Below are 21,193 nucleotides of genomic sequence, written 5' to 3' on the forward strand. Positions count from 1 at the left end.
CAGCACGGCCCCGGCAAGCCTGCTCCTTGGCCCTGTATCGACTGAGATAGCGGGCCCTGGACTTTGCAAAAGCAACTGCCTAGTGCCACCTTTGGAGGCTAGTCGATTTCCGGGTAGGAGCGGTCTCGTGCCGCGATGGGCCGCGCAGCGGCCCCAAGATTTCAGCTTCGCAGCAAATATTCCTGGGGCCGCTGCGCGACCCATCGCGGTACAAGACCGCTCCTACAGGTCCCGCATTTACCTGATGTTCAGCTTCTCAAGCGCTACGTTCAGCCGCCCCGACCAGCACCGGCACCTGGGCCTGATCGATCACCTTGGCACTGATCGAGGGGTCCAGCAGTCGCCCCAGCCGCGACAGATGACGGTGCCCCATGATGATCAGTTCACATTCCAGTGCCTGGGCCCTGGCCACGATGACCTCCACAGGCTGACCGGCCACCATGCAGCCCTGGCAGGCGAAGCCTGCCTGCTGCAAGGCACGGACCGCCTCGCCCAGGGCATGATCGGCCTGTTGCTGTTCCTCGCACGCGGCAGGGTACTGCGCTTGTTCGTCGGCCGTGTAGGGCGCCGGTTGTTCGTGCACGGCAAAGGTGGCATCGATGGCCAGCAGTACATGCAAGGTATGGTCTTCAGGGCGACACCAGCGGCGGGCCAGGGCGAGCAGCGCTTGAGTGGCAGGGGAGGCGTCGATGGCAATGAGCACGGGGCTGGGCATGCGGGATCCTTTATCGTGAGTGGTGGCTCGTCTTCCGGCATGGGGCCGAACCTGCTGCTGCCATTCTCGACCTCACCTGGACTGCGAATAAAGGCCCTGCCACGCACGAGCACATTGCGTCGGGCGCAATCGAGCAACCTGCTAACATCGCCGTTTCCCAACGTCGTCTCGGAAAACGGCCATGCAACTCCCTGACATGAACCTGCTGGTCGCCCTCGACGTGCTGCTCGATGAAGGCAGCGTGGTAGGCGCGGCACAACGCATGAACCTCAGCCCAGCCGCCATGAGCCGCACGCTGGGGCGCATCCGCGAGGCCATGGGCGACCCCATCCTGGTGCGCGCCGGTCGCGGGCTGGTGCCAACGCCACGGGCCCTGGCCCTGCGCGAGCAGGTGCATGGCCTGGTTGAGCAGGCCGGGCAGGTGTTTCGCAGCCGTGAAGGCGTCGACCTGTCCAAGCTGCACCGTGCCTTCAACGTGCGTACCAACGATTTGTTCATCGCCCTCTACGGGGCCAAGCTGCTGCGCATGATGCTGGCCGACGCGCCCAATACCGTGTTGCGTTTCGTGCCCGAAGGCAGCAGTGACGACGATGCCATGTTGCGCAACGGCCACATCGACCTGATCGTCAGCTCCTCCGTGGAGCTGGGGCCGGAGATCAAGGTGCAGAGTTTGTTCAGCACCTATTTCGTCGGCTTGGCGCGCATGGAACATCCGGTCTTCGACCAGGACATCACCCCACAACGCTTCGCCGCGTTCCCACAGATCAGCGTGTCGCGTCGCGGCCGTGCCAACGGTCCGATCGATGTGGCCCTGGCCAACCATCGGGTGGAGCGCCGGGTGGCGCTGATCACCACCAGCTTTCACTCGGCGATGTTCTCGTTACCCGATTCGGACCTGATCCTGCCGATTCCGGCCAACATCCTGAACAGTGTCCAGCGCCTGAAGCTGCCCCTGCGCGCCTTCGAGATTCCCGTACCGCTTGAAAAAGTGAACGTGATGCAGGCCTGGCACCCACGTTTCGACAACGACCCGGCCCACCAGTGGCTGCGTCAGACGATCAAGGCGTGTACCCGAAGCGATCCCTGAACAGGCCATCGTTGCGTTTGGCGCAATATAAAACTGCCAATAATTCAGTTTTCGTCAGCATTTACCCTGCCTAAAATCGCTCCAGTCGTAAAAGTGTTGCTGGAGATGTCTCTAAATGAATGCCGTTTCTGCCCCTGCTAGCGGGCTGGCTGCCACGCCTGCATCGACCGCCCCTGCACAGGGCGCGTTCGGCCTGCAGGTGGTGGTCGGGCTGTTCGGCGTGTTGCTGGCGGTGCTGTGTGCGGGCCTCAACGAGTCCGTGACCAAGATTTCCCTGGCCGATATCCGCGGGGCCATGGCTATCGGTGCCGATGAGGGGGCCTGGCTCCTGGCGGTGTACAGCGCAGCCTCCGTCTCGGCAATGGCCTTCTCGCCCTGGTTGGCGACCACCTTTTCCCTGCGGCGCTTCACCCTGGCAGCCATCGGTGCCTTCGCAGTGCTGGGTCTGCTGCAACCCTTCGCCCCCAACCTGCACAGCCTGATGCTGCTGCGGGTGCTGCAAGGGCTTGCCTCGGGGGCACTGCCGCCGATGCTGATGAGCGTGGCGCTGCGCTTCCTGCCCCCTGGCATCAAGGTCTACGGCCTGGCGTGCTATGCCTTGACTGCCACCTTCGGCCCCAACCTGGGTACGCCGTTGGCCGGCTTGTGGACCGAATACGTCGGCTGGCGCTGGGCGTTCTGGCAGATCATCCTGCCGTCGCTGGTGGCCGGTGGCTGCGTGGCGTGGGGGCTGCCGCAGGACCCATTGCGCCTGGAGCGTTTCAGGCAGTTCGACTGGCGTGGTGTGCTGCTTGGGTTACCGGCGATCTGCGGTATCGTGCTGGGGTTGTCTTTGGGTGATCGCTGGGGCTGGTTCGATTCGCCGTTGATCTGCTGGCTGCTGGGCGGTGGACTGCTGTTGTTGGTGCTGTTCATGTTCAACGAGTGGTCCGAGCCCTTGCCGTTTTTCCAGCTGCGCTTGCTGGGCCGGCGTAACCTGGCCTTTGCCCTGTTGACCGTCGCGGGCGTGCTCATCGTCCTCTCGGGTGTGGGTAGTTTGCCGTCCGCCTACCTGGCACAGCTCCAGGGCTACCGGCCCGCCCAGACCAGCCCGCTGATGTTGCTGGTGGCCATGCCACAACTGATCGCCCTGCCGCTGACCGCCGCGCTTTGCAATATCCGCGCAGTCGACTGTCGCTGGGTGCTGGGCATCGGCCTGGGGATGCTGGCCGCCTCCTGCATCGGCAGCAGCCTGCTCACCAGCCAGTGGATTCGCACCGACTTCTACCCGTTCTACCTGTTGCAGGTGTTCGGCCAGCCGATGGCGGTGCTGCCGTTGCTGATGCTCTCGACCACGGGCATGAGCCCCCAGGAAGGCCCCTTCGCCTCGGCCTGGTTCAACACCGTCAAGGGCTTGTCCGCCGTCGTGGCTGGCGGGCTGCTCGATGCATTGGGCACGCTGCGCCGGCATTTCCATTCCAATCACCTGGTCGACAGCCTGGGCAATGCCCCGTTGCTGGACGACCACGCTGCCAGCCTTGCCAGGCGCATCCATGACCAGGCGCTGGTACTGACCTCGGCCGACCTCTACCTGGTCCTGGCCGTAATCGCCGTAGCCCTGATCTGCCTGATTCCTGTCATGCCCACCCGGGTTTATCCACCGCGTGCGGTGGCCTGACCCCTGTCTGAATTCGAGAAACGCCAAATGACCACCCACCGTAAAACCCTGTTCATCGGCGCTGTGCTGACCGTGGCCGTGCTGGCCGCCCTCGTCGGTCCCTGGCTGCTGGGCAGCGACCACCGGCAGAGCACCAACGACGCCTACGTGACCGCCGACTACACCGTGGTCGCGCCCAAGGTCGCCGGCTTCATCACCCAGGTGCTGGTCGAGGACAACCAGCAAGTCAAGGCCGGCCAACTGCTGGCCACCATCGATGCCCGCGACTACCAGGCTGCCCTGGACGCTGCCCAGGCGCAGCTGCTAGTGGCCCAGGCCCAGAGCACCGATGCCCGTGCCACCCTCGACCGCCAGGACGCGCTGATTGCTCAGGCCCAGGCAGCGGTGAAAGCCGCCGAGGCCGAGGCGGCGTTCGCCGATCATGAAGTTCGCCGCTACGGACGCCTGGCCGAGCAGGGCGCCGGTACCGTGCAAAACGCCCAGCAGGCACGCAGCGCCGTGGATCAGGCCCGTGCTCGCCTGGCCAATGCCCGTGCAGCTTCGGTAGCTGCGCGCAAGCAGGTGGACATCCTCGCCGCTCAGGTCGCCAGCGCCGATGGCCAGCTCAAGCGCGCCGAAGCCGGGGTGGAAAAGGCCCGGCTGGACCTCTCCTATACCCGCATCACGGCGCCGGTGGACGGTATGGTCGGTGAACGCGCGTTGCGCATCGGGGCCTATGTCAACCCCGGGGCGCGGCTGTTGTCGGTGGTGCCCCTGCAGCAGGCCTATGTGGTAGGCAACTTCCAGGAAACCCAATTGACCCACGTGCAGCCCGGTCAGCCGGTCAGCATCAGCGTCGATACCTTTGCCGATGAACGACTCCATGGGCACGTCGAAAGCATCGCTCCGGCCACGGGGGTGACGTTCGCCGCGGTGAAGCCGGACAACGCCACCGGCAATTTCACCAAGGTGGTGCAGCGCATCCCGGTGAAGATCGTCTTCGATGACGGGCAGCCGTTGTTGACGCGCTTGCGTGTGGGCATGTCGGTCGAAGCGATCATCGACACGACCAGCGATACCCAAGGCGATAAGCTGGCCGGTAGCGAGGTGACGGCCCGATGAACATCACCTACGCGCAGAGCCCTGCACCCGCCGGCCCACAGGCAGCCCGTTCATCGCGGCCCATCACGCGTTTGGGGGGCAAGGCCCCTGCGGCCATAATGCTCGCTGCACTGCTCACGGGCTGTACCCTTGGCCCTGACTTCCAGCAGCCCGATACCCACGCGCCCCAGCAGTGGGACCAATTGGAGGGTGAGCACGCGCCCAGCCAACCTGTGGCCGAGCCCATGCAGTTGCGCTGGTGGGACAGCTTTCACGACCCACGGCTCAGCGCACTGATCGAACAGGTCGCCGCGCGCAACCTTGATCTGCAGATCGCCAGTGCCCGCTTGCTGCAAAGCCGTGCGCTGCGCAGCACCGTGGCCGCCGACCAGCAGCCGTCGGTGGACGCCAATGCCGGCTACAGCCGTGCCCGCAACAGCGCCGAAGGGCTCAGCGACCCCTCCGGCAACGCGGGCAAATCGGCTTTCAACCTGTGGCAGGGTGACTTGGTAGCAGGTTGGGAGCTGGATGTCTGGGGACGTGTGCGGCGTCAGGTCGAAGCAGCCGACGCCAGTGTCGAGGTGGCCGAGAACGACCGAAACGGCGTCCTGCTGGCCCTGCTCGCCGAAACGGCCGGTGATTACATCCAGCTGCGCGCGGTGCAGCATACGTTGCAGGTGACCGAGGACAACCTCAAGGTCGCGCGGCACAGCCTGAAGTTGTCCGAAGACCGTCAGGCCGAAGGCGTGGCCACCCGGCTCGACGTGGCCCAGGCCAACGCCCAGGTCGCCTTGATCGAGTCGCGCCTGCCCACTTTGCAGGCGCGCCGTGACGATCTGATCAATGCCTTGAGCCTGCTGGCGGCCGAGCCCCCACGCAGCCTGCAGGGCAGCTTGCTGCAAGCCGGTGAGCTGCCCGCCCCGCAGCAGACGTTCGCCATCGGCGTGCCGTCGGAGCTGGCCGAGCGTCGTCCGGACATTCGCCAGGCCCAGGCGCGCCTGCATGCTGCCACGGCCAGCATCGGCGTGGCCAAGGCTGATTTTTATCCACGTATCCGGCTGTCTGGCAACGTGGGTTTCCAGGCCATGCAGCTGGCTGACTTCGGTGCTTGGGATGCTCGCCGCTTCGCCTTCGGGCCGCAGCTGTCGCTGCCGATTTTCGAAGGCGGTCGCCTCAAGGGCACCTTGGCCCTGCGCCAGGCGCAGCAGCAGGAAGCGGCCCTGAACTACCGCAAGGTGGTGCTGGGGGCCTGGCATGAAATCGATGATGTGCTGCGCCTGTACAACGCCAGCCAGCTGCGTCGCGATCGCCTCGCCGAAGCCGTGCGCCAGAACCGCATCGCCCTGGAAACGGCCCAGCGTCAATACGTGGAAGGCGCGGTGGATTTTCTCAATGTACTGACCGTGCAGTCGGCCTTGCTAGCCAGCGAAGAGCAGTGGATCGACAGCGCTGCCGCGGTATCCCAGGCGCTCGTGGGGCTGTACAAAGCGCTCGGCGGTGGGTGGCAGGCATTCGACAAGGTCTGAAGGCGTAGGCTCGTGACCGGCCTACAACGTTCGTGACAAGCCAAACCGTTTGCGCAGCACCTTGTCCAGTAAACGCTGCGGCACCAGGCGGGCCATCAGCGGCAGGGCCGTGCTGCCATTGCCCAGCCGCACCCGTGCCGGCACTGGCGAACGCTGGGTCGCTTTCAGCACGCCTTGGGCAAAGGTCGCCGTCGGTGTCGGCCTGTCGAGCGAGGCGCGGGCCCGGGCTTGGATGTGTTCACGCAGTGGCCACCACGGCGATTGCGGCGCCAGCACCTGCTGCGCCTGCTGCTGAGCGTGGCTGGCGAACTGCGAGGCGATGGCCCCAGGCTGCACCTCCATCACGCGGATGCCGAACGGCGCCAGTTCCAGGCGCAGGGCGTCGCTCAGGGCCTTCACGGCAGCCTTGGAGGCGCAGTAGGCGCCGGCGAACGGCGTGACCAGCACGCCGGAGACACTGCCGATGTTCACCACCAGGCCTTGGGCGCGACGCAGCTGGGGGAACAGCGCGCGTGTCACGCCGACCAGCGCGAACACGTTTGTCTGGAACTGGCGCTGCAGGGCGTCGACCCCGCCATCGAGCAGCGGCCCCATGGCGCCGTAGCCGGCGTTGTTGATCAGGATGTCCAGTGCCTCGAGTTCCTGCGCGAGCAGGGCCAGGGCGTGTGGGTCGTTGACATCCAGTTGCCGGGCAACGAAGCCCGCAGCGGCCAGGCGCGCCACATCTTCAGCCTGGCGGGCGGTGGCCCAGACCTGATGGCCGGCATCGCGAAACGCATCGGCCAGGGCGCGGCCAATGCCGCTGGAGCAACCGGTGATCAGGACTGTCGACATGCAGAAGGCCTTTGGGTCTGTGTGGAGGGGCAGCGGGTCTGCGCCGAGTCGCCAACCGGTCGCCAGCCGTTGGGCGTCGACAAGGAGTCAGTTGGCAAAGCTGCCTTGCAGGTGCTCGGCCCTGAATTCCAACGTCTGTGCACGGTAGCCCGAGCGCAGCGCAGGCAATGGCAGGCAATCGGACCACTGCGCGCCCGGCTGCAATTCGCCAGGCCCACGGTAGCGCGGTGCATTGTAGGTATTTTCTGCCAGGTTGACTGTGTCGCCTGGCGCATAGGCCGCCACACGCCAGCGCAGCTCGGTGAGCGGCACCTTGTTGCCGTTCTTCAGGGTGACCTGCAAGGGGCGGTCGGCGGGGCATTGGGTGGGGGCATAGGCAAGGCGCATGTCCAAGCGGGCCAGTTGCGAGGTTTCGCGAGTGTCCTGCCAGATGACGAACAAGGCCACCAGGCCCAGACCACCCACGGCGGCCAGCGAAATCGGCAAGGCCTTGGCAGGGTAGCGCAGCAACAGCACCAGCCAGGTGAGGATAAGGAGAGCGCCGATGATCATGAGCCTTGCAGACCTTGGTTGCGCGAGGGTTGAAGCATCGTAGCGTGAAATGGGGGAAGGCTCAAAAGGGCAGGGGCTGGCCGGCTGTGGATCAAGGAAGGTGAGATGGGAGTCAAGTGCCGCAGCGCACTGGCTTAATCTACGAACTGCGGCACCCGCGCCACACCTTCGGGCAGCAAGGCATCCTGGCTCGGCACGTGTCGGTTTGGGCTCGGTATACACAGGACGCAAATATTTCGGGACGCTCATATGCCAGCATGGGGGCCGGGAGGGGAAAAATGAAGAAAATGCCCCAGGTGATGATGGCAAGCTGAAGTCTTTCGGCCCGGTGTTTATTTCTTGAGGTCAATAAACGGGCTCACACAGCTGGGCTCCACGTTTTCTCGCTACATCTCGTAACGCTTGAAGACCCTTCAGTTCCTAAGGTTTTTCAGCGCCGGGCCGCCAACATGGCCAGACGTCGTGATTGGCGGCTGTGAACGAAGGATCGTCGCAGTCAATGCGTGGCCGGCCCACGCAGGCTTCTGATCCCTAACCACATGGAAGAGACGAGGCTTGAAACGATGAAGAACTGCATGCAAATCCTCTCTGCCACCGCAGTCATGCTGGCAGCGGCCCCAGCCCTTGCGGGGCCGCCCGTTGAAGTGACGTTCAGAAACCTCGGAACCGAGTCGGTGAAGCTCCAGCTGACCAATGCGAACGAGACCAGTACGTATCAGATTGCCAGGCCCACACCACTTCAGGAGGTACAGCCTGGCTCGTCGATTACCTTTAGCGTGCAACGATTGGTGAGCCCCGATACCAACGGCGCCATGTTGAGGTATGCGGCAGGGCGTAAAACCTGTGCTTTCAGCACTACGTTCGTGATGATGATGTCCGGTGGCATCAAACAGCCTAAATGGAACAAGACCGCGACCCCTTCCGGTGGGGCCACGTGCACGGCTGTGAACTCTGGATTCAGCGCGAACTATGCCTGGAAGGCTGAATTCACCATGAAGTAAGCGGCTAAAAATGCCTGCAGTGCTTGGCGTCACAGCACTGCGGGCATTTGGGCTGTGCGTGGAACTTCAAAATAGTGAGTGATTGGTCATGTCAAAAGTTGGTGAGTTTTCTGTTGCTCCACTCCGTGCGGTCGCTTCTACGCGCGTCCATACCCATTCAGCAGTCCCGAATCAAGAGGCCGCGGCAACCTCAGGTGCAACTCGCCAAGCCTCCCTTGATCTTTCTACGTTGTCCAAACAACTTGCAAGTGCCGCTCAGCGGGCGGCTGCGCGCGACAGTCAGCTTAGTCGGCAAGAGCTGGCTGTTTTGGCATCCAAGATACAGATGGAGCTAGGCGGAAGTGCATATAGGCTTACCAAGCCTCTTCACGACGCACATGTCCCAGACACGGATGATCCCGAGTTATTGGCAAGGGCAAGGCAAGCCACGGATTTTCTGAACGGAAAGGGGAGTAATCCTTTCCAGAAACTGACAATTGAACAGCTCGCTTTGATTGGTTACGACGAAGGCGGCGATTTCACCCACAACGAGCGCCTCGCCGCAAGCAGAGAGTTAGGCAAGCGCTATGAAGTATGGTCCCGAGCGATGGTGGATAAAGCAAACGCTGAATATCAGCAGACGGGGTATCAAGATGAGGCGATCAGGGAAATTATTGCAACTTACAAGTCGCTGCCGCCCATTCTGGAAGCAGGTTTCGGCAATTACGAAGTCAACATGACCCTGATGATAGGCAAAACCGACCCCCCTCGCAGCGATGATCCCGATTCTCTGATCGACACCCTCCTGAAAACCGCCCGCAAGCTTGAAGAACAGGCAAAAAAAGATCACCCGCCGCTCGAAGGCCCTGACGAACCAGGCAAGCCCGCATGATGCCCGCCGTACAGCTGTGCAATGTCAGCCGTTTTCAGGGTGACGTGCCGGTGCTTCACGGCATCGACCTGCTGATCCCCAGCGGGCAGACGTGCGCTGTCATCGGCCCGTCCGGTTCGGGCAAGAGCACGTTGCTGAACCTGATCGGGCTGCTGGACCGCCCTTGCGCAGGCCAGGTATGGATCGGTGGTACCGACATGACAGGGGCCAGCGCCGACCAGCGCGCCGTGATGCGTAACCGCCTGATTGGCTTCGTCTTCCAGAGTTTCAACCTGCTGCCGCGGTTATGCGCCCTGGACAACGTGGCGTTGCCGCTGTCGTATCGAGGGCTGCGCTTGCCCGTTGCCCGCCAGCTCGCCGAGGTGCAATTGCGTGCCGTTGGCCTTGCCAGTCAGGCTGGCAAGCGGCCCGTCGAGATGTCCGGTGGTCAGCGCCAACGTGTGGCGATCGCGCGTGCGTTGGTCACCGAGCCGAACCTGCTGGTGGCCGATGAGCCCACCGGGAGTCTTGACGCCCAGACCGGTGAGCAGGTCCTGCAACTGCTGCTGACGCTCAACCGGGAGAGGGGCACGACTTTGCTGGTGGTCACCCATGACGCCAAAGTGGCGCACAGACTGCAGCGGCGTGTGCGCGTCGATCAAGGCAGGCTGACCGATGCACGAGCCCTACGGCCCTGGCTGGCAGCAACGTCTGAGCGAGGCATTGGACAACGTGCGGTTGATGGGGCGTCGTGCCTGGCTGGCCTTGCTGGGTATCGGCGTCGGCTGCGCGTCGGTGGTGGCGTTGCTGAACATGGGGCAAAGCGCAGCGCAGCATGCGCAGCAGCTGTATGAGGGCCTTGGCAGTGAGCTGATGGTCGCTGAACTGCAGCGCGAGGGCACGGCAGGCTCGAAAGCCGAACCTGATCTGACCGCCATGCCGGCGTCCGTACGGGCGGCCGTCGCGATCAGCGTGGCTGCGGCCAGCATTCGCCGTGCTGGCCTGCAGCAGGAGGCGATGATAATCGGCAGCGGCGCTGGCCTTGCCAGGTTGTTGAAGCTGGACGTGGACGAAGGTCGCTTGCTGTCGGCGCATGACGACAAGGCACCCCACGTGGTGCTGGGCAGCATCCTGGCCAGGCAGCTGGACGCCAAGACGGGCGATCGGTTGCAGATAGGCGGTTACGTGTATGACGTCGTTGGCCTGTTGGTCTCGACCGGTGACAACCCGCTGTTGCCGGTCATGCTCGACCAGGCCGTGTGGATGCCATTGGCAGGCATGCGCCGATTGACGCCGACGCCGGAGGTGAGCCTGGTGCTGGCACTGGGGCGCGACGTGCAGTCCCTGGCGTTGGCAGCCGATCACCTGTCCGCTTACCTGCAGATGCAGTTGCCGCGCCACCAGGTGCTCGTCAGGTTGCCCAGTCAACTGTTGGCAGGCATGACCGCTCAATCGCAAATGCTCACGTGGCTATTGGCCGGGTTTGCCGGCATCGCCTTGTTGCTGGGCGGCATCGGGGTGATGAACATCATGCTCATGACGGTGGCCGAACGACGCCGAGAAATCGGTATTCGCCTTGCATTGGGCGCGCGGGCACAGGATATCGGCTGGTCATTTCTGCTCGAAGCCATGTTGCTGTCAGGCACAGGGGCGGTTGGCGGGGCCTTGATCGGCGTACTGGCCGCCTGGATTTTTGCCCTGCTGTCCGGGTGGCCTACTGGGCTGGCCCTGGCCGCGGTGCCGCTTGGCATGGTCAGTTCAGTGACCGTAGGGGTTGCCTGCGGGGTATACCCAGCGGTTGCGGCAGCAAGGTTGCAGCCGGTGGAGGCGCTGCGTGAAGACTAGTTGGCTGGCGCTGGCCTGGGTGTTGTCCATTCCCATCGCAGCCCGGGCAGATGCGGTCAGCGCGTTGGCCCTGGCCCGGACCGATCCAGTGCCGCTTCAACTCGATGAAGCCGTGGCCTTGGCATTGCGTGAAAACCGTGCCATTCGAAGCGCCCACCTCAAGCGTGTGGCGGACAGGTTCGACCTGCGCGTGGCGCGCGACCGATACGCCCCGCAGTTGCTGCTCAAGGCGCGCTACCTGCGTCACCGCGATCAGAACGACCGCCAGCGCGATGTGCAGCTCGTGCCTGCCGCCAGCCTGCTGACCCCCTTCGGTACACGCCTGGACCTTGACTGGTCTTATGACCGCATCGAGATTGAGGGCCAACGGCCCCGCCAACGGGACGGAGCGAACCTGACCGTGGTCCAGCCCTTGCTGCGGGGCGCTGGCGTGGACGTCGCCACCGCCCCCTTGCGTCAGGCGCAACTGTCGGAGCAGCTCAACCGATTGGCCTTGCGCGAAACCGTGGGGCAGACCATCAGTCAGGTCATCCTGCTTTATCGAGCCTTGCTCCGTGCCCAGGAGCAGCAAAAGATCGCCGACCAGGCCTTGCAGCGTGCCCGGCGTTTGGTCGACGTGAACCGGGCGCTCATCGAAACCGGCCGCATGGCAGCGTTCGACATTGTTCAGACGCAAGCGGAAGTGGCCAACCAGGAGTTGGCCCGGGAGAACAGTCACCGGCAACTGGAAGAAAGTCGCCTGGCACTGGCCCAGACCTTGGCCATTGACTTGAGCACGCCACTGCTGGCCGTGGATGAGATCGAGCCACGCCAGGTCCACCTTGACGCTACCCGTGCGCTCGCCCGGGCCAAGGCTCTGCAACCGGCCTACCTCATGCAGCAGCTCACAGGCGAGCAGCTTGCCGTGGATCTGCTGTTGGCCAAGGACCAGCAGCGCTGGGACCTGTCGCTGGTTGCCGGCGCCGCGCAGGCCCACGAAAGGCCCGGCCTGCAGGCCAGCTGGCGGCATTACGTCGGGCTGGAGCTGGCGATCCCCATCGGTGACCTTCAGGTACGACAAGCTCAGGTGCGCACGCAGGTTGCGCTGCAAGAACATGCTCTGGAGCAGGCCGAAACCGACCAACAGCTGCAACGCGAAATCTTCAACGCCGTGAAGGATATTCAGGGGCGATGGCGGCAGTTGCAGATCGCCGGCCGGGCGCTGGCGTTATCCCGCTGCAAGCTTGCGATCGAGCAGGAAAAACTGTCGCTCGGCCGCTCAAGCAACTTCGAGGTCCTGAGCTTTGAAAGTGACCTTCGCTATGCTCAGCATGCGCGTCTGGATGCGGCTATCGCCTATCTCAATGGTCAGACAAGCCTTGACCAACTGCTGGGCACGACCCTCGAGCGCTGGGGGGTTGTACTCCATGACTAACTGGCGCAACGGTCTGCTGCTGCTAGTGCTGAGCGTCGAATTCGGCGCGTGGTATCAGGGGGGCCGCTCGGTGCAGCCTGAGACGGCGCGATGGGTGCGCATCGAGCCGCAAACGCTCGAGCAACGACTGGGCTTGGTCGGTCGCCTCCAGGCTGCGCGTCAGGTGACGGTGAATGCGCCCTTCGAGGGACGGGTGGCAGCGGTTTTGGCACAGCCCGGGCAGCAGGTAGGCGCGGGTGATCCACTGTTCACCCTCGATACCGAACAGCTCGACATCGAATTGCGCATGGCTCAGGCGGCCTGGTTGAAAGCCCGCCGCTACGCGGACGCACTGGAGCACTGGACCACCGGTCCCGAGGTGGCCAGGGCGAAACGAAACCTGAGCAGCGCCCGCAATGCGCTGTCCACAAGTCAGCTGGACCTGGAGGAAAACCGGCGCCTTTTCGAGCGCGGTATCGTCGCGGGTATGGAAGTTCGTAGCCTGATCCAGCTGGTCGGCATGCATGCGCAGGCGCTGCTTGAGGCCGAGCAGGCGTTGGAGCAGATCCTTGCACAGGGTCAAGGCGACGCCCTTCAGATTGCCCGTATGGAGCTGCTGAACGCTGAAGCTCAGTACCATGCGCTGCTCGCGCTGCATGGGCAACGCACCGTCAATGCGCCTTTGAGCGGCCTTGTCGTCCCTGCCAAGACCGCAGGCGTCAATCAGGTCGTGCCCTTGCAGGCTGGCCAACACGTCGCGCGCGGCGTGCCAGTGCTCGAGCTCATCGGCCTGGACCGATTGCAGGTGCTGGCAACAGTCGAGGAGCAGGACTTGCCCAACGTACAGCAAGGGCAGCATGTGCGAGTCACCGTGGCCGGGCAGCACCTTGAAGGCAAACTAGGTCCCATCGCTCAGCAACCCAGGACGCTGGATGGCGCAGGGGCCTGGTATGAAGTGGTGGCCGAACTCGAGCTGCCCGCCGAGCCAGCCCGCTCTAGCTTGCGCCTGGGCATGAGCGCGCAGGTGGACATACGTATCACGAGCAAGGCCCAGGCGCTGGTCATTCCGCCAGAGGCGCTGCAGCGCAGCAGCGCAGGTGAGCACGTTGTGTGGTTTCGTGAGGACCCTGGCCAAGCGCCGAGCGAGGTGACCGTCAGCGTGGACGGCATAGGGCCGCAGGGGGTCGAGGTGTCAGGGCTGGGGGCAGGGTACGTCAGGTTACCCTGATGCCCCGCCGCGCTCGGCGCCCTATGCTTCGGGCTGATCGCGCAAGAACACCAGGTGATCGACCTTCGACTGCTCGGCGCTGTAGTAATACCCCTGCACGTCGAACTGCTTGAGCTGCGTTGGGTCACTGATGCGCTCTTCGATGACGAAGCGGCTCATCATGCCGCGCGCCTTCTTGGCGTAGAAGCTGATGATCTTGTGCTGGCCGTTTTTCAGGTCCTTGAAGTCCACATTGATCACTCGGGCCTTCAGGGCGCTGCGCTTGACCGCGCTGAAATATTCGTTGCTGGCCAGGTTCAGCAGCAGATCATCGCCCTGTTCGGCCAGGGCCTCGTTGAGCCACTCGCTGATACGCGTGCCCCAGAACGCGTAAAGGTCCTTGCCGCGGGCGTTGGCCAGCTTGGTGCCCATTTCCAGGCGGTAGGGCTGCATCAGGTCCAGCGGGCGCAGCAGGCCGTAGAGGCCGGAGAGCATGCGCAGGTGATCCTGGGCGTAGCTGAGGTCGTCTTCACCCAAGGTCTGGGCGTCCAGGCCGGTGTAGACGTCACCTTTGAAGGCCAGCAGGGCCTGCTTGGCGTTCTCTGGCGTGAACGTGGGTGTCCAGCTGCCGAAACGCGCGGCGTTCAGGCCCGCGAGCTTGTCGGACAGGTGCATCAGTTCGCTGATCTGCGCCGGGCTCATTTCTCGCAGCTGCTCGATCAGTTCCTGGGAATGGTCGAGGTGGCGGGGCAGGGTGAAGCGCTCGGTCACCGGTGGGGTGTCGTAGTCGAGGGTCTTGGCGGGGGAAATCACCGTCAGCATCGGATCTGCTCCTGGCATCAAAGAGCGGGGATTCTAAGGGTTGGACGAGGCAAGTCCAAACTATGGCGACAATAGTCAACGCCCATGGCCGATGCAGCGGCTATAGTGCCTGTTTTCCTTGAACGGAGCCCTGACCGTGCGCGTCGTTTCAGCCCTGCTGACTGGCCTGTTGAGCCTGGCCGTGCAAGCCGCCCCTTCCACGCTGGCCAGCCTGGACCGTGGCCTGTGGCCCGAGCAACTGGACAGCCCTGCGCTGTTCGATGTGGCGTCGCGGGCCGAAATCCTCTCGTTCGCCCGGGTACTGCACGAGAACGAGCTGCTCGACGAGAACGCCCTGGCAGCCCGATTGGGCCTGCGGCAGGTCAACTTGCAGAAGATCAGGCAGGTGCGGGCGCGGCTGTGGCAGCGTCTTTGGCAGGGTTATCAACAGGCGCAACGCAGTTGCGAGCAAGATGCGTCCTTTTGCTATGCGGTGACGTCGATGGCCGAACTGCGCTTGCAAGCTGCGACCTTCGCTACCGATGTGGGTGAGTTCTACACCGGCTGGATCGAGCCCAGCCGGCAATTTCATGAGCAGTACCTGAACGAGCAACTGCGCAAGGCGGCGTTGTTGCCCCAGACCAGCAGCGAAGTACAGCGGCTGTCTGCAGCCGAGCGCAACGGGGATGAACTCAATGACCGGCTGTTTCTGCTCACCTTTGCCGGTGGGCCGGGCGCGGCGGCAGGCACCACCGACGAGCTGACTGCCTACTTGCGCAAGCAGAAACTCGACGGGACGTTCTTCGTGCTCGGCAGCCGTTTGCAGCAACGTCGCGACGGCGAGTCGCTGGCGGCCCTGCGGCGCTTGTATGCTGGCCAGTGCGTAGGCATTCAGGGGTGGGAATACCGGTCCCATGCGCAGTGGACGGATTGGCAGGCCTCGATCAGCCGCAGCCAGGCACGGGTGCGGGCAGACCTGCCCGAGCAGTATGTGCCGCTGTTTCGCCCACCGTATGGCCAGCGACGGGCCGACGGCCAGGCGTTCATGCAACGTCAGCAGTTGCAGGTCTCGCTGTGGGATATCGATGCGCGGGACGACTCGGGCTTGAGTGCGCAGGCCTCAGCCGAGCGTGTGTTGACCTTGATGCTGCTATGGCGCAAAGGCGTGATCCAGTTTCACGACGCCTTGCCCAAGGCCAGGCCTGCGGTGCAATGGCTGCTTGAGCACACCGCGCAAAGCGGCATTGGTTGGCAGGGTTGTCGCGAATATGGACAGGGCGAGCAGCAACCTGACTTCTGACTGTAGACCTGCTTGGCGCTGGCGCCAAGGCCTGTTCGTCAATCGGAAAAATAAAGTTGGCAATCGCATGAAAATGCTTTTTCCGGTCATGGCTTTTGCGGTATGAAGAAACCAGACAGCCGATTCCTGCAGCACAGGTGGCGTCACATCGGTCCACCTGGCCAGATCGCTTCCCGCCCGTAACAACGCGGATACGGGAAGAACGGCAGTCACTCCGCGGCGTAACAGACCACGCCGTGCCGCTTCGACATAAGGTGACCGAGTATGGATGACCAAGGACGCACCCCTTCCTCCAGCAAGCCAATCCTCTATGTGCTCGATACCAACGTCCTGATTCACGACCCCAACGCATTACTCAACTTCGAGGAGCACCACGTCGCCATACCCATGACGGTGCTGGAGGAACTCGACAAGCTCAAGGCCGGTAAGCAAAGCATCGCTGCCGAATGCCGCCAGGCCATCCGCCTGATCGACCAGACGCTGGGTGATGCCTCGCCTAGCGTGGTGGAGCAGGGGGTGCCCATCCAGCGTGGCAAGAGCGGGCCAAAAGGGTATCTGTCCATCCTCATGACCCCGCGCAACGAGCCGAGCAAGCTGTTGCCCGAAACCCTCAACGACAACATCATCATCAATCAGCTGCTCGAAGTCCGGGCACGGCGCACTGACCTGGACGTGGTGCTGGTCACCAAGGACATCAACATGCGCCTGAAGGCGCGCGCCTGCGGCATCGCCGCCGAGGACTACAGCACTGACCAGCTGGTCGACGACGTGTCGCTGTTGTCCAAGGGCTACCATTCAGTCACCGGCTCGTTCTGGGACCGGGTCAGCAAGGTCGACACGCGTCAGGAACGTGGCCGTACCTGGCACCGGGTGCAACTGGCCGAGCCGCTGCCAGCGGTGCACGTGAACGAGTTCATCATTGATGAGCAAGGGTTCGTTGGCTGGATCAAGGGCACGCGCGAGGGCGAACTGCTGCTGCTCGACCTGCACCAGGAGCCGCTGCTGCACCAGGAAGCCTGGGGCCTGAAACCGCGTGACATTCATCAGAGCCTGGCGCTGTTGGCGCTGCTCGATCCGGATATCCACCTGGTCAACCTGACCGGGGCGGCGGGGTCGGGCAAGACCATCCTGGCACTGGCGGCGGCCATCGAGCAGACCATGGTCAGCAAGCGCTACCGGCGCATCATCGCCACCCGAAGCGTGCAGGGGCTCGACCAGGAGATCGGTTTTCTGCCGGGAACAGAGGCCGAGAAGATGGAGCCCTGGCTGGGCGCCATTACCGACAACCTCGAAGCCTTGCACATGGACGATGAAAGCACCCACGGCAGTGTCGAGTACATTCTCGAGCGTGTGCCGCTGCAGTTCAAATCGCTCAACTACATCCGTGGTCGCAGCTTCCAGCAGAGCCTGATCCTCATCGATGAGTGCCAGAACCTCACGCCGCACCAGATGAAAACCATCATCACCCGTGCTGGCGCGGGATCGAAGGTGGTGTGCCTGGGTAACCTGGCGCAGATCGATACACCGTACCTGTCCGCGACCAGTTCGGGCCTGACCTACCTGACCGAACGCTTCAAGGACTTCCCCCATGGCGTGCACATCACCCTGCAAGGGGTGCCTCGGTCGGTGTTGGCCGAGTTCGCCGAGTCACACATGTAGTAGCCCCGCACGCCGGGCGGTTCACCGCCCGGCGGCTTCGGGCCGCAATGCGTCGGCCTGGCCCCTGCTCAAACCTGACCCACCGGTTTACACTCTCAGCTCCCTTCACAGGAGCAGAGCAGTGCTGACACATCTTGATTCCCAAGGGCGGGCCAACATGGTCGACGTCACTGAAAAAGCCGTGACCGAGCGCGAGGCCACGGCCGAAGCGCGCGTGCGCATGTTGCCGCACACCCTGCAGATGATCGTTGACGGTGAGCACCCCAAGGGTGATGTCTTCGCCGTGGCGCGCATCGCCGGCATCCAGGCGGCGAAGAAGACCAGCGACCTGATTCCGTTGTGTCATCCGCTGATGCTGACCAGTGTCAAGGTCGAGCTCAGCGCCGAGGGCAGTGATGCAGTGCGTATCGTCGCCCGGTGCAAGCTGGCCGGGCAGACCGGTGTGGAGATGGAAGCGCTGACGGCGGCCAGCGTAGCCGCGTTGACCCTCTATGACATGTGCAAGGCCGTGGACAAGGGCATGGTCATCGAGCAAGTGCGCCTGCTGGAGAAGCTGGGCGGCAAAAGCGGCCCGTACAAGGTGCAAGGCTGATGAAGATCAAGGTGATGTATTTCGCTCGCTACCGGGAGCGGCTGGAGCGCGGCAGCGAGTCGCTCGAAGGGACGTTCAGAGTAGTGGACGATGTGCGCCTGGCGTTGGTGGGTAGAGGCGAGCCTTACCAGGTGCTGGCCGAGCAAAACCTGATGTGCGCGCGCAACGAGGAATTGTGCAGGCTGGATGAGCCTGTGCAAGACGGCGACGAAGTGGCCTTCTTTCCGCCTGTGACCGGAGGTTGAGCATGGCCGTTCGGGTACAGGAAGGCGCTTTCGATCCGGGTGTTGAGACCAACGCCTTGCATGCGGCCAACGTGGGTGTCGGGGCAGTGGTCAGTTTCATCGGCTACGTGCGGGACTTCAACGACGGCCAGGAGGTGGCGGGCATGGTGCTCGAGCATTATCCCGGCATGACCGAAAAGGCCCTGGCCAAGATCGTGGCCGAGGCACAGCAGCGCTGGCCGTTGTTGAAGGTCGAGGTGCTGCACCGCGTGGGTCATTTGGCGCCCGGCGAGCCGATCGTGTTCGTCGGCGTGGCCAGTGCCCATCGGCAGGCCTCGTTCGAGGCTTGCAACTTCATCATGGATTACCTGAAGACCCGGGCACCGTTCTGGAAGAAGGAAACGACCGGGCAAGGGGAACGATGGGTGGAAGGACGTCAGAGCGATCAGGACGCGGCGGGGCGATGGGGATAGGGGGGAGCGATTGACCTTGGGCGCTGCACGAACGCCCGGGGATCTGATGCCCAGGGCCGCTGCGCGGCCCATCGAGGCCGGTCCGGCGGCCAGGAGCATGGGCAGATCGACCTGACCGACCCAACCCGATCAGGCGTGCTTGCGCGGCACCGGCTTGAGCAACTCCTCAGGCGGCATCTCGCACTTGATCTTGCGCCCCAGCAGCGTCTCGATCGCAGGCAACTGGTACGAATCATCTTCGCCAGCAAAGCTGATCGATACGCCACTGGTGCCTGCCCGGCCGGTACGGCCGATCCGGTGCACGTAGTCGTCAGGGTCTTCCGGCAGGGTGAAATTGATGACATGGCTGATGCCGTCGATATGGATCCCGCGTCCAGCCACATCGGTCGCCACCAGCACCCTGATGCGCCCCTCACGGAAGTTCTCGAGGGTACGGATACGCTTGTGCTGGGGTACATCGCCGGACAACTGCGCGGCATTGACACCATCGCGTACCAGTTTTTCCTCGATACGGCGTACTTCGTCCTTGCGGTTGGCGAACACCATCACCCGTTCCCACTTGTTCTGGGTCACCAGGTTGTACAGCAGCTTGTACTTGTCGCTGCCAGCCACCGCATAAACGTGCTGCTCGACCGTTTCGCTGGCCACGTTCTCGGGCTCGATCTCGACGATGGCGGGATTGGTCGTCCACTGCTTGGCCAGGTTCATCACGTCATCGGTAAAAGTGGCCGAGAACAGCAGCGTCTGGCGCTCGCTCTTGGGCGGCGTCTGGCGAATGATCTGGCGCACCTGCGGGATGAAGCCCATGTCCAGCATGCGGTCGGCTTCGTCCAGCACCATCACCTCGACCATGTCCAGGTGCACCTCGCCACGCTGGTTGAAATCCAGCAGGCGGCCGGGCGTAGCCACCAGGATGTCGCAGTGCCGTGCTTCCAGAGCCTTGAGCTGCTTGTCGAAGTCCATGCCGCCGACGAAGCTCATCACGTTCAGGCCGGTGTATTTGGTCAAGGCGATCGCGTCCTTGGCGATCTGCACCACCAGTTCGCGGGTGGGGGCGATGATCAGTGCGCGTGGCTCGCCCATGTAGCGTTCCTTGGGCGGGGGCGTCTGTTGCAGCTGGGAAATGATCGAGATCAGGAACGCGGCAGTCTTGCCCGTACCGGTCTGGGCCCTGCCGATCGCATCCTGGCCGCGCAGCGTGAAGCCCAGCACTTGCGCCTGGATCGGCGTGCAGTAGGGGAAACCCAGGTCGTGAATGGCGTGCATTAGCTCGTTGGAGAGTTTGAAGTCGTGGAAACGCGTCTTGCCCTCCTGGGGCTCGACCACGAAGTCCTCCGGTTTCCACAGGCTGGCCTGCGGCTTGGGTTTTGGCTTGCGCTCTCGACGCGGTTTGTCGCTGGCAGGCTTGGTAGCGGCAGGTTGTTCGACCTGGGCGGCAGGCTGGCTGCGCGCAACGGCAGGGGCCGATGGCGCATGGGCCTGGGGGGCCGCTGGCGCCGGGGCAATGCTGGCAGCGGGCGCAGTGGCCTGGGGGGCAATGTCTCCCTTGCCGAATATTTTCTTGAGTGCCTTGAGCACGGTCATCTCGTCAATTGGTTAAGGAATGTACGCCGGGCAGTGTAATGCAAGATCCCTGCTCGGCGTAGTGCAATGGCCTTGAACGACCCGTGCGCGCGGCTTACTGAAGTTGCGTGGTCAGCCATTGGAGGATGTCGTTCAGCTCTTCGACGACCACTTCATGTTCCATTGGGTACTCGTGCCAGCGGGCAGCGACGCCCCAGGTGTTCAGGTACTCGAAGGCCGTACGTCCCATCGATGGGATCACCACCGGGTCGTGCACGCCATGCAGGCACAGGGCCGGGGTGCGTTGCTGGCACGCGCTCAGCGTGTGCTCGTCAGCGAAGGTGGGGGCATAGGTGGAGAGGGCCAGCACGCCACCCAGGGCTTCCTGCCACTTTATATAGGCCGTGTGCAGCACCACGGCGCCGCCTTGGGAAAACCCGGCCAGGAAGATGCGCGACAGGCTGATGCCCTTGGCCTGCTCGGCCTTGATCAAGGCGATGACCTGCTCGGCCGAGGCATCGAGCTCGGCCTCGTCGATGGCCCTGGCCGGCGTCATGGCCTTGATGTCGTACCAACTGGGCATGGCGTAGCCGCCGTTGATGGTCACCGACCGGGTCGGCGCCTGGGGCATGACGAACCGGGTCGTGAGCAGATGCTGCTGCATGAATTCGGCCACCGGTAGGAAGTCGTAACGGTCCGCGCCCAGGCCGTGCAACCAGATCACACAGGCATCTGCGGCTTTTTGAGGTTCGAGAATGAGTGGGTCGGTCATGGCTGCTCCGAAAACGTGCGTGTGGAAGAGGTCGTGCTTGAAAAGAAGGCGCGCGCCCGGCG

The 21,193-nt window shown here is 63.5% G+C and carries 20 protein-coding genes and 1 pseudogene; 15 read left to right on the plus strand and 6 right to left on the minus strand.

The window, feature by feature from the left end:
* Nucleotides 1–256 precede the first annotated feature (256 nt).
* Complete coding sequence (locus ACF8R3_RS06980) at nucleotides 257–715, minus strand: universal stress protein (RefSeq protein WP_078478025.1); 459 nt, start codon at nucleotides 713–715, stop codon at nucleotides 257–259.
* A gap of 181 nt (nucleotides 716–896) precedes the next feature.
* Here ACF8R3_RS06980 and ACF8R3_RS06985 point away from each other — a divergent pair, with 181 nt between their 5' ends.
* The 4 genes from ACF8R3_RS06985 (at nucleotide 897) to ACF8R3_RS07000 (ending at nucleotide 6,065) form a co-directional block, all read left to right on the plus strand.
* Nucleotides 897–1,802, plus strand: a complete 906-nt coding sequence (locus ACF8R3_RS06985) for a LysR family transcriptional regulator (RefSeq protein ID WP_058604906.1) — start codon at nucleotides 897–899, stop codon at nucleotides 1,800–1,802.
* 115 nt (nucleotides 1,803–1,917) lie between these two features.
* Complete coding sequence (locus ACF8R3_RS06990) at nucleotides 1,918–3,459, plus strand: MFS transporter (RefSeq protein ID WP_078478026.1); 1,542 nt, start codon at nucleotides 1,918–1,920, stop codon at nucleotides 3,457–3,459.
* A gap of 27 nt (nucleotides 3,460–3,486) precedes the next feature.
* A complete protein-coding gene (locus ACF8R3_RS06995; RefSeq protein ID WP_145256500.1) occupies nucleotides 3,487–4,560 on the plus strand; it encodes an HlyD family secretion protein in 1,074 nt (357 codons plus the stop codon).
* 98 nt (nucleotides 4,561–4,658) lie between these two features.
* Nucleotides 4,659–6,065: an efflux transporter outer membrane subunit gene (locus ACF8R3_RS07000; RefSeq protein WP_228385182.1), complete on the plus strand. Its 1,407-nt coding sequence runs from the start codon at nucleotides 4,659–4,661 to the stop codon at nucleotides 6,063–6,065.
* A gap of 21 nt (nucleotides 6,066–6,086) precedes the next feature.
* Here the strand turns inward: ACF8R3_RS07000 and ACF8R3_RS07005 are convergent, their stop codons facing one another.
* A complete protein-coding gene (locus tag ACF8R3_RS07005; protein WP_078478028.1) occupies nucleotides 6,087–6,899 on the minus strand; it encodes an SDR family oxidoreductase in 813 nt (270 codons plus the stop codon).
* A gap of 87 nt (nucleotides 6,900–6,986) precedes the next feature.
* The gene (locus ACF8R3_RS07010; RefSeq protein WP_058604910.1) at nucleotides 6,987–7,451 is read right to left on the minus strand and encodes a hypothetical protein; all 465 of its coding nucleotides are present in this window, start codon (nucleotides 7,449–7,451) and stop codon (nucleotides 6,987–6,989) included.
* Nucleotides 7,452–8,026: 575 nt separating this feature from the next.
* Here ACF8R3_RS07010 and ACF8R3_RS07015 point away from each other — a divergent pair.
* The 6 genes and pseudogenes from ACF8R3_RS07015 to ACF8R3_RS07040 all read left to right on the plus strand — a co-directional run bounded on the left by ACF8R3_RS07015 (nucleotide 8,027) and on the right by ACF8R3_RS07040 (nucleotide 13,768).
* Complete coding sequence (locus tag ACF8R3_RS07015; RefSeq protein ID WP_392515333.1) at nucleotides 8,027–8,452, plus strand: hypothetical protein; 426 nt, start codon at nucleotides 8,027–8,029, stop codon at nucleotides 8,450–8,452.
* Between the two features lie 88 nt (nucleotides 8,453–8,540).
* Nucleotides 8,541–9,323: a hypothetical protein gene (locus tag ACF8R3_RS07020; protein ID WP_392515334.1), complete on the plus strand. Its 783-nt coding sequence runs from the start codon at nucleotides 8,541–8,543 to the stop codon at nucleotides 9,321–9,323.
* Nucleotides 9,320–9,973: pseudogene (locus ACF8R3_RS07025) on the plus strand (ABC transporter ATP-binding protein); the annotation flags it as partial. The gene ACF8R3_RS07020 and the pseudogene ACF8R3_RS07025, both read left to right, overlap by 4 nt.
* Nucleotides 9,974–9,977: 4 nt before the next feature.
* Nucleotides 9,978–11,147, plus strand: coding sequence for an ABC transporter permease (locus ACF8R3_RS07030; RefSeq protein WP_058604923.1), 1,170 nt, complete (start codon nucleotides 9,978–9,980; stop codon nucleotides 11,145–11,147).
* Nucleotides 11,137–12,561 (plus strand): TolC family protein, encoded by a 1,425-nt coding sequence (locus ACF8R3_RS07035; protein ID WP_392515336.1) that lies wholly within the window; start codon nucleotides 11,137–11,139, stop codon nucleotides 12,559–12,561. Before ACF8R3_RS07030 ends, ACF8R3_RS07035 begins: the two co-directional genes overlap by 11 nt.
* Nucleotides 12,554–13,768 (plus strand): efflux RND transporter periplasmic adaptor subunit, encoded by a 1,215-nt coding sequence (locus ACF8R3_RS07040; RefSeq protein WP_392515338.1) that lies wholly within the window; start codon nucleotides 12,554–12,556, stop codon nucleotides 13,766–13,768. Before ACF8R3_RS07035 ends, ACF8R3_RS07040 begins: the two co-directional genes overlap by 8 nt.
* A 21-nt stretch (nucleotides 13,769–13,789) precedes the next feature.
* Here the strand turns inward: ACF8R3_RS07040 and yaaA are convergent, their stop codons facing one another.
* On the minus strand, nucleotides 13,790–14,569 hold the full coding sequence (yaaA, locus tag ACF8R3_RS07045) for a peroxide stress protein YaaA (RefSeq protein WP_058637179.1): 780 nt from the start codon (nucleotides 14,567–14,569) through the stop codon (nucleotides 13,790–13,792).
* A gap of 136 nt (nucleotides 14,570–14,705) precedes the next feature.
* Here yaaA and ACF8R3_RS07050 point away from each other — a divergent pair, with 136 nt between their 5' ends.
* The 5 genes from ACF8R3_RS07050 to moaE all read left to right on the plus strand — a co-directional run bounded on the left by ACF8R3_RS07050 (nucleotide 14,706) and on the right by moaE (nucleotide 18,796).
* A complete protein-coding gene (locus ACF8R3_RS07050; RefSeq protein WP_392515339.1) occupies nucleotides 14,706–15,848 on the plus strand; it encodes a polysaccharide deacetylase family protein in 1,143 nt (380 codons plus the stop codon).
* Between the two features lie 264 nt (nucleotides 15,849–16,112).
* Nucleotides 16,113–17,507, plus strand: a complete 1,395-nt coding sequence (locus tag ACF8R3_RS07055) for a PhoH family protein (protein WP_100850920.1) — start codon at nucleotides 16,113–16,115, stop codon at nucleotides 17,505–17,507.
* A gap of 121 nt (nucleotides 17,508–17,628) precedes the next feature.
* Nucleotides 17,629–18,099 (plus strand): cyclic pyranopterin monophosphate synthase MoaC, encoded by a 471-nt coding sequence (moaC, locus tag ACF8R3_RS07060; protein WP_023534451.1) that lies wholly within the window; start codon nucleotides 17,629–17,631, stop codon nucleotides 18,097–18,099.
* Complete coding sequence (locus ACF8R3_RS07065) at nucleotides 18,099–18,344, plus strand: MoaD/ThiS family protein (RefSeq protein ID WP_058637177.1); 246 nt, start codon at nucleotides 18,099–18,101, stop codon at nucleotides 18,342–18,344. The genes moaC and ACF8R3_RS07065 overlap by 1 nt, the downstream gene beginning before the upstream one ends.
* Before the next feature lie 2 nt (nucleotides 18,345–18,346).
* A complete protein-coding gene (gene moaE, locus ACF8R3_RS07070; RefSeq protein ID WP_058604929.1) occupies nucleotides 18,347–18,796 on the plus strand; it encodes a molybdopterin synthase catalytic subunit MoaE in 450 nt (149 codons plus the stop codon).
* A gap of 129 nt (nucleotides 18,797–18,925) precedes the next feature.
* Here the strand turns inward: moaE and rhlB are convergent, their stop codons facing one another.
* Nucleotides 18,926–20,374 carry an ATP-dependent RNA helicase RhlB gene (rhlB, locus tag ACF8R3_RS07075; protein WP_392515340.1) on the minus strand — a complete coding sequence of 483 codons (1,449 nt, stop codon included), beginning with the start codon at nucleotides 20,372–20,374 and terminating at the stop codon, nucleotides 18,926–18,928.
* Between the two features lie 100 nt (nucleotides 20,375–20,474).
* A complete protein-coding gene (locus tag ACF8R3_RS07080) occupies nucleotides 20,475–21,131 on the minus strand; it encodes an alpha/beta hydrolase (protein WP_058637175.1) in 657 nt (218 codons plus the stop codon).
* Nucleotides 21,132–21,193 lie beyond the last annotated feature (62 nt).

Origin of the sequence: Pseudomonas sp. FYR_7, assembly GCF_043106155.1 — a bacterium.
GTDB classification, from domain to species: Bacteria; Pseudomonadota; Gammaproteobacteria; order Pseudomonadales; family Pseudomonadaceae; genus Aquipseudomonas; species Aquipseudomonas parafulva_B.

Bases quoted from the DNA above. Each gene is read 5' to 3' on its own strand.
- ACF8R3_RS06985 (WP_058604906.1), top strand. From the start codon at position 897: ATGCAACTCCCTGACATGAACCTGCTGGTCGCCCTCGACGTGCTGCTC.
- ACF8R3_RS06980 (WP_078478025.1), bottom strand. From the start codon at position 715: ATGCCCAGCCCCGTGCTCATTGCCATCGACGCCTCCCCTGCCACTCAA.
- moaE (WP_058604929.1), top strand. From the start codon at position 18,347: ATGGCCGTTCGGGTACAGGAAGGCGCTTTCGATCCGGGTGTTGAGACC.
- ACF8R3_RS07040 (WP_392515338.1), top strand. From the start codon at position 12,554: ATGACTAACTGGCGCAACGGTCTGCTGCTGCTAGTGCTGAGCGTCGAA.
- ACF8R3_RS07015 (WP_392515333.1), top strand. From the start codon at position 8,027: ATGCAAATCCTCTCTGCCACCGCAGTCATGCTGGCAGCGGCCCCAGCC.
- ACF8R3_RS07020 (WP_392515334.1), top strand. From the start codon at position 8,541: ATGTCAAAAGTTGGTGAGTTTTCTGTTGCTCCACTCCGTGCGGTCGCT.
- ACF8R3_RS06990 (WP_078478026.1), top strand. From the start codon at position 1,918: ATGAATGCCGTTTCTGCCCCTGCTAGCGGGCTGGCTGCCACGCCTGCA.
- ACF8R3_RS07005 (WP_078478028.1), bottom strand. From the start codon at position 6,899: ATGTCGACAGTCCTGATCACCGGTTGCTCCAGCGGCATTGGCCGCGCC.
- ACF8R3_RS07065 (WP_058637177.1), top strand. From the start codon at position 18,099: ATGAAGATCAAGGTGATGTATTTCGCTCGCTACCGGGAGCGGCTGGAG.
- ACF8R3_RS07055 (WP_100850920.1), top strand. From the start codon at position 16,113: ATGGATGACCAAGGACGCACCCCTTCCTCCAGCAAGCCAATCCTCTAT.
- ACF8R3_RS07000 (WP_228385182.1), top strand. From the start codon at position 4,659: ATGCTCGCTGCACTGCTCACGGGCTGTACCCTTGGCCCTGACTTCCAG.
- ACF8R3_RS07080 (WP_058637175.1), bottom strand. From the start codon at position 21,131: ATGACCGACCCACTCATTCTCGAACCTCAAAAAGCCGCAGATGCCTGT.
- ACF8R3_RS06995 (WP_145256500.1), top strand. From the start codon at position 3,487: ATGACCACCCACCGTAAAACCCTGTTCATCGGCGCTGTGCTGACCGTG.
- ACF8R3_RS07030 (WP_058604923.1), top strand. From the start codon at position 9,978: ATGCACGAGCCCTACGGCCCTGGCTGGCAGCAACGTCTGAGCGAGGCA.
- yaaA (WP_058637179.1), bottom strand. From the start codon at position 14,569: ATGCTGACGGTGATTTCCCCCGCCAAGACCCTCGACTACGACACCCCA.
- ACF8R3_RS07010 (WP_058604910.1), bottom strand. From the start codon at position 7,451: ATGATCATCGGCGCTCTCCTTATCCTCACCTGGCTGGTGCTGTTGCTG.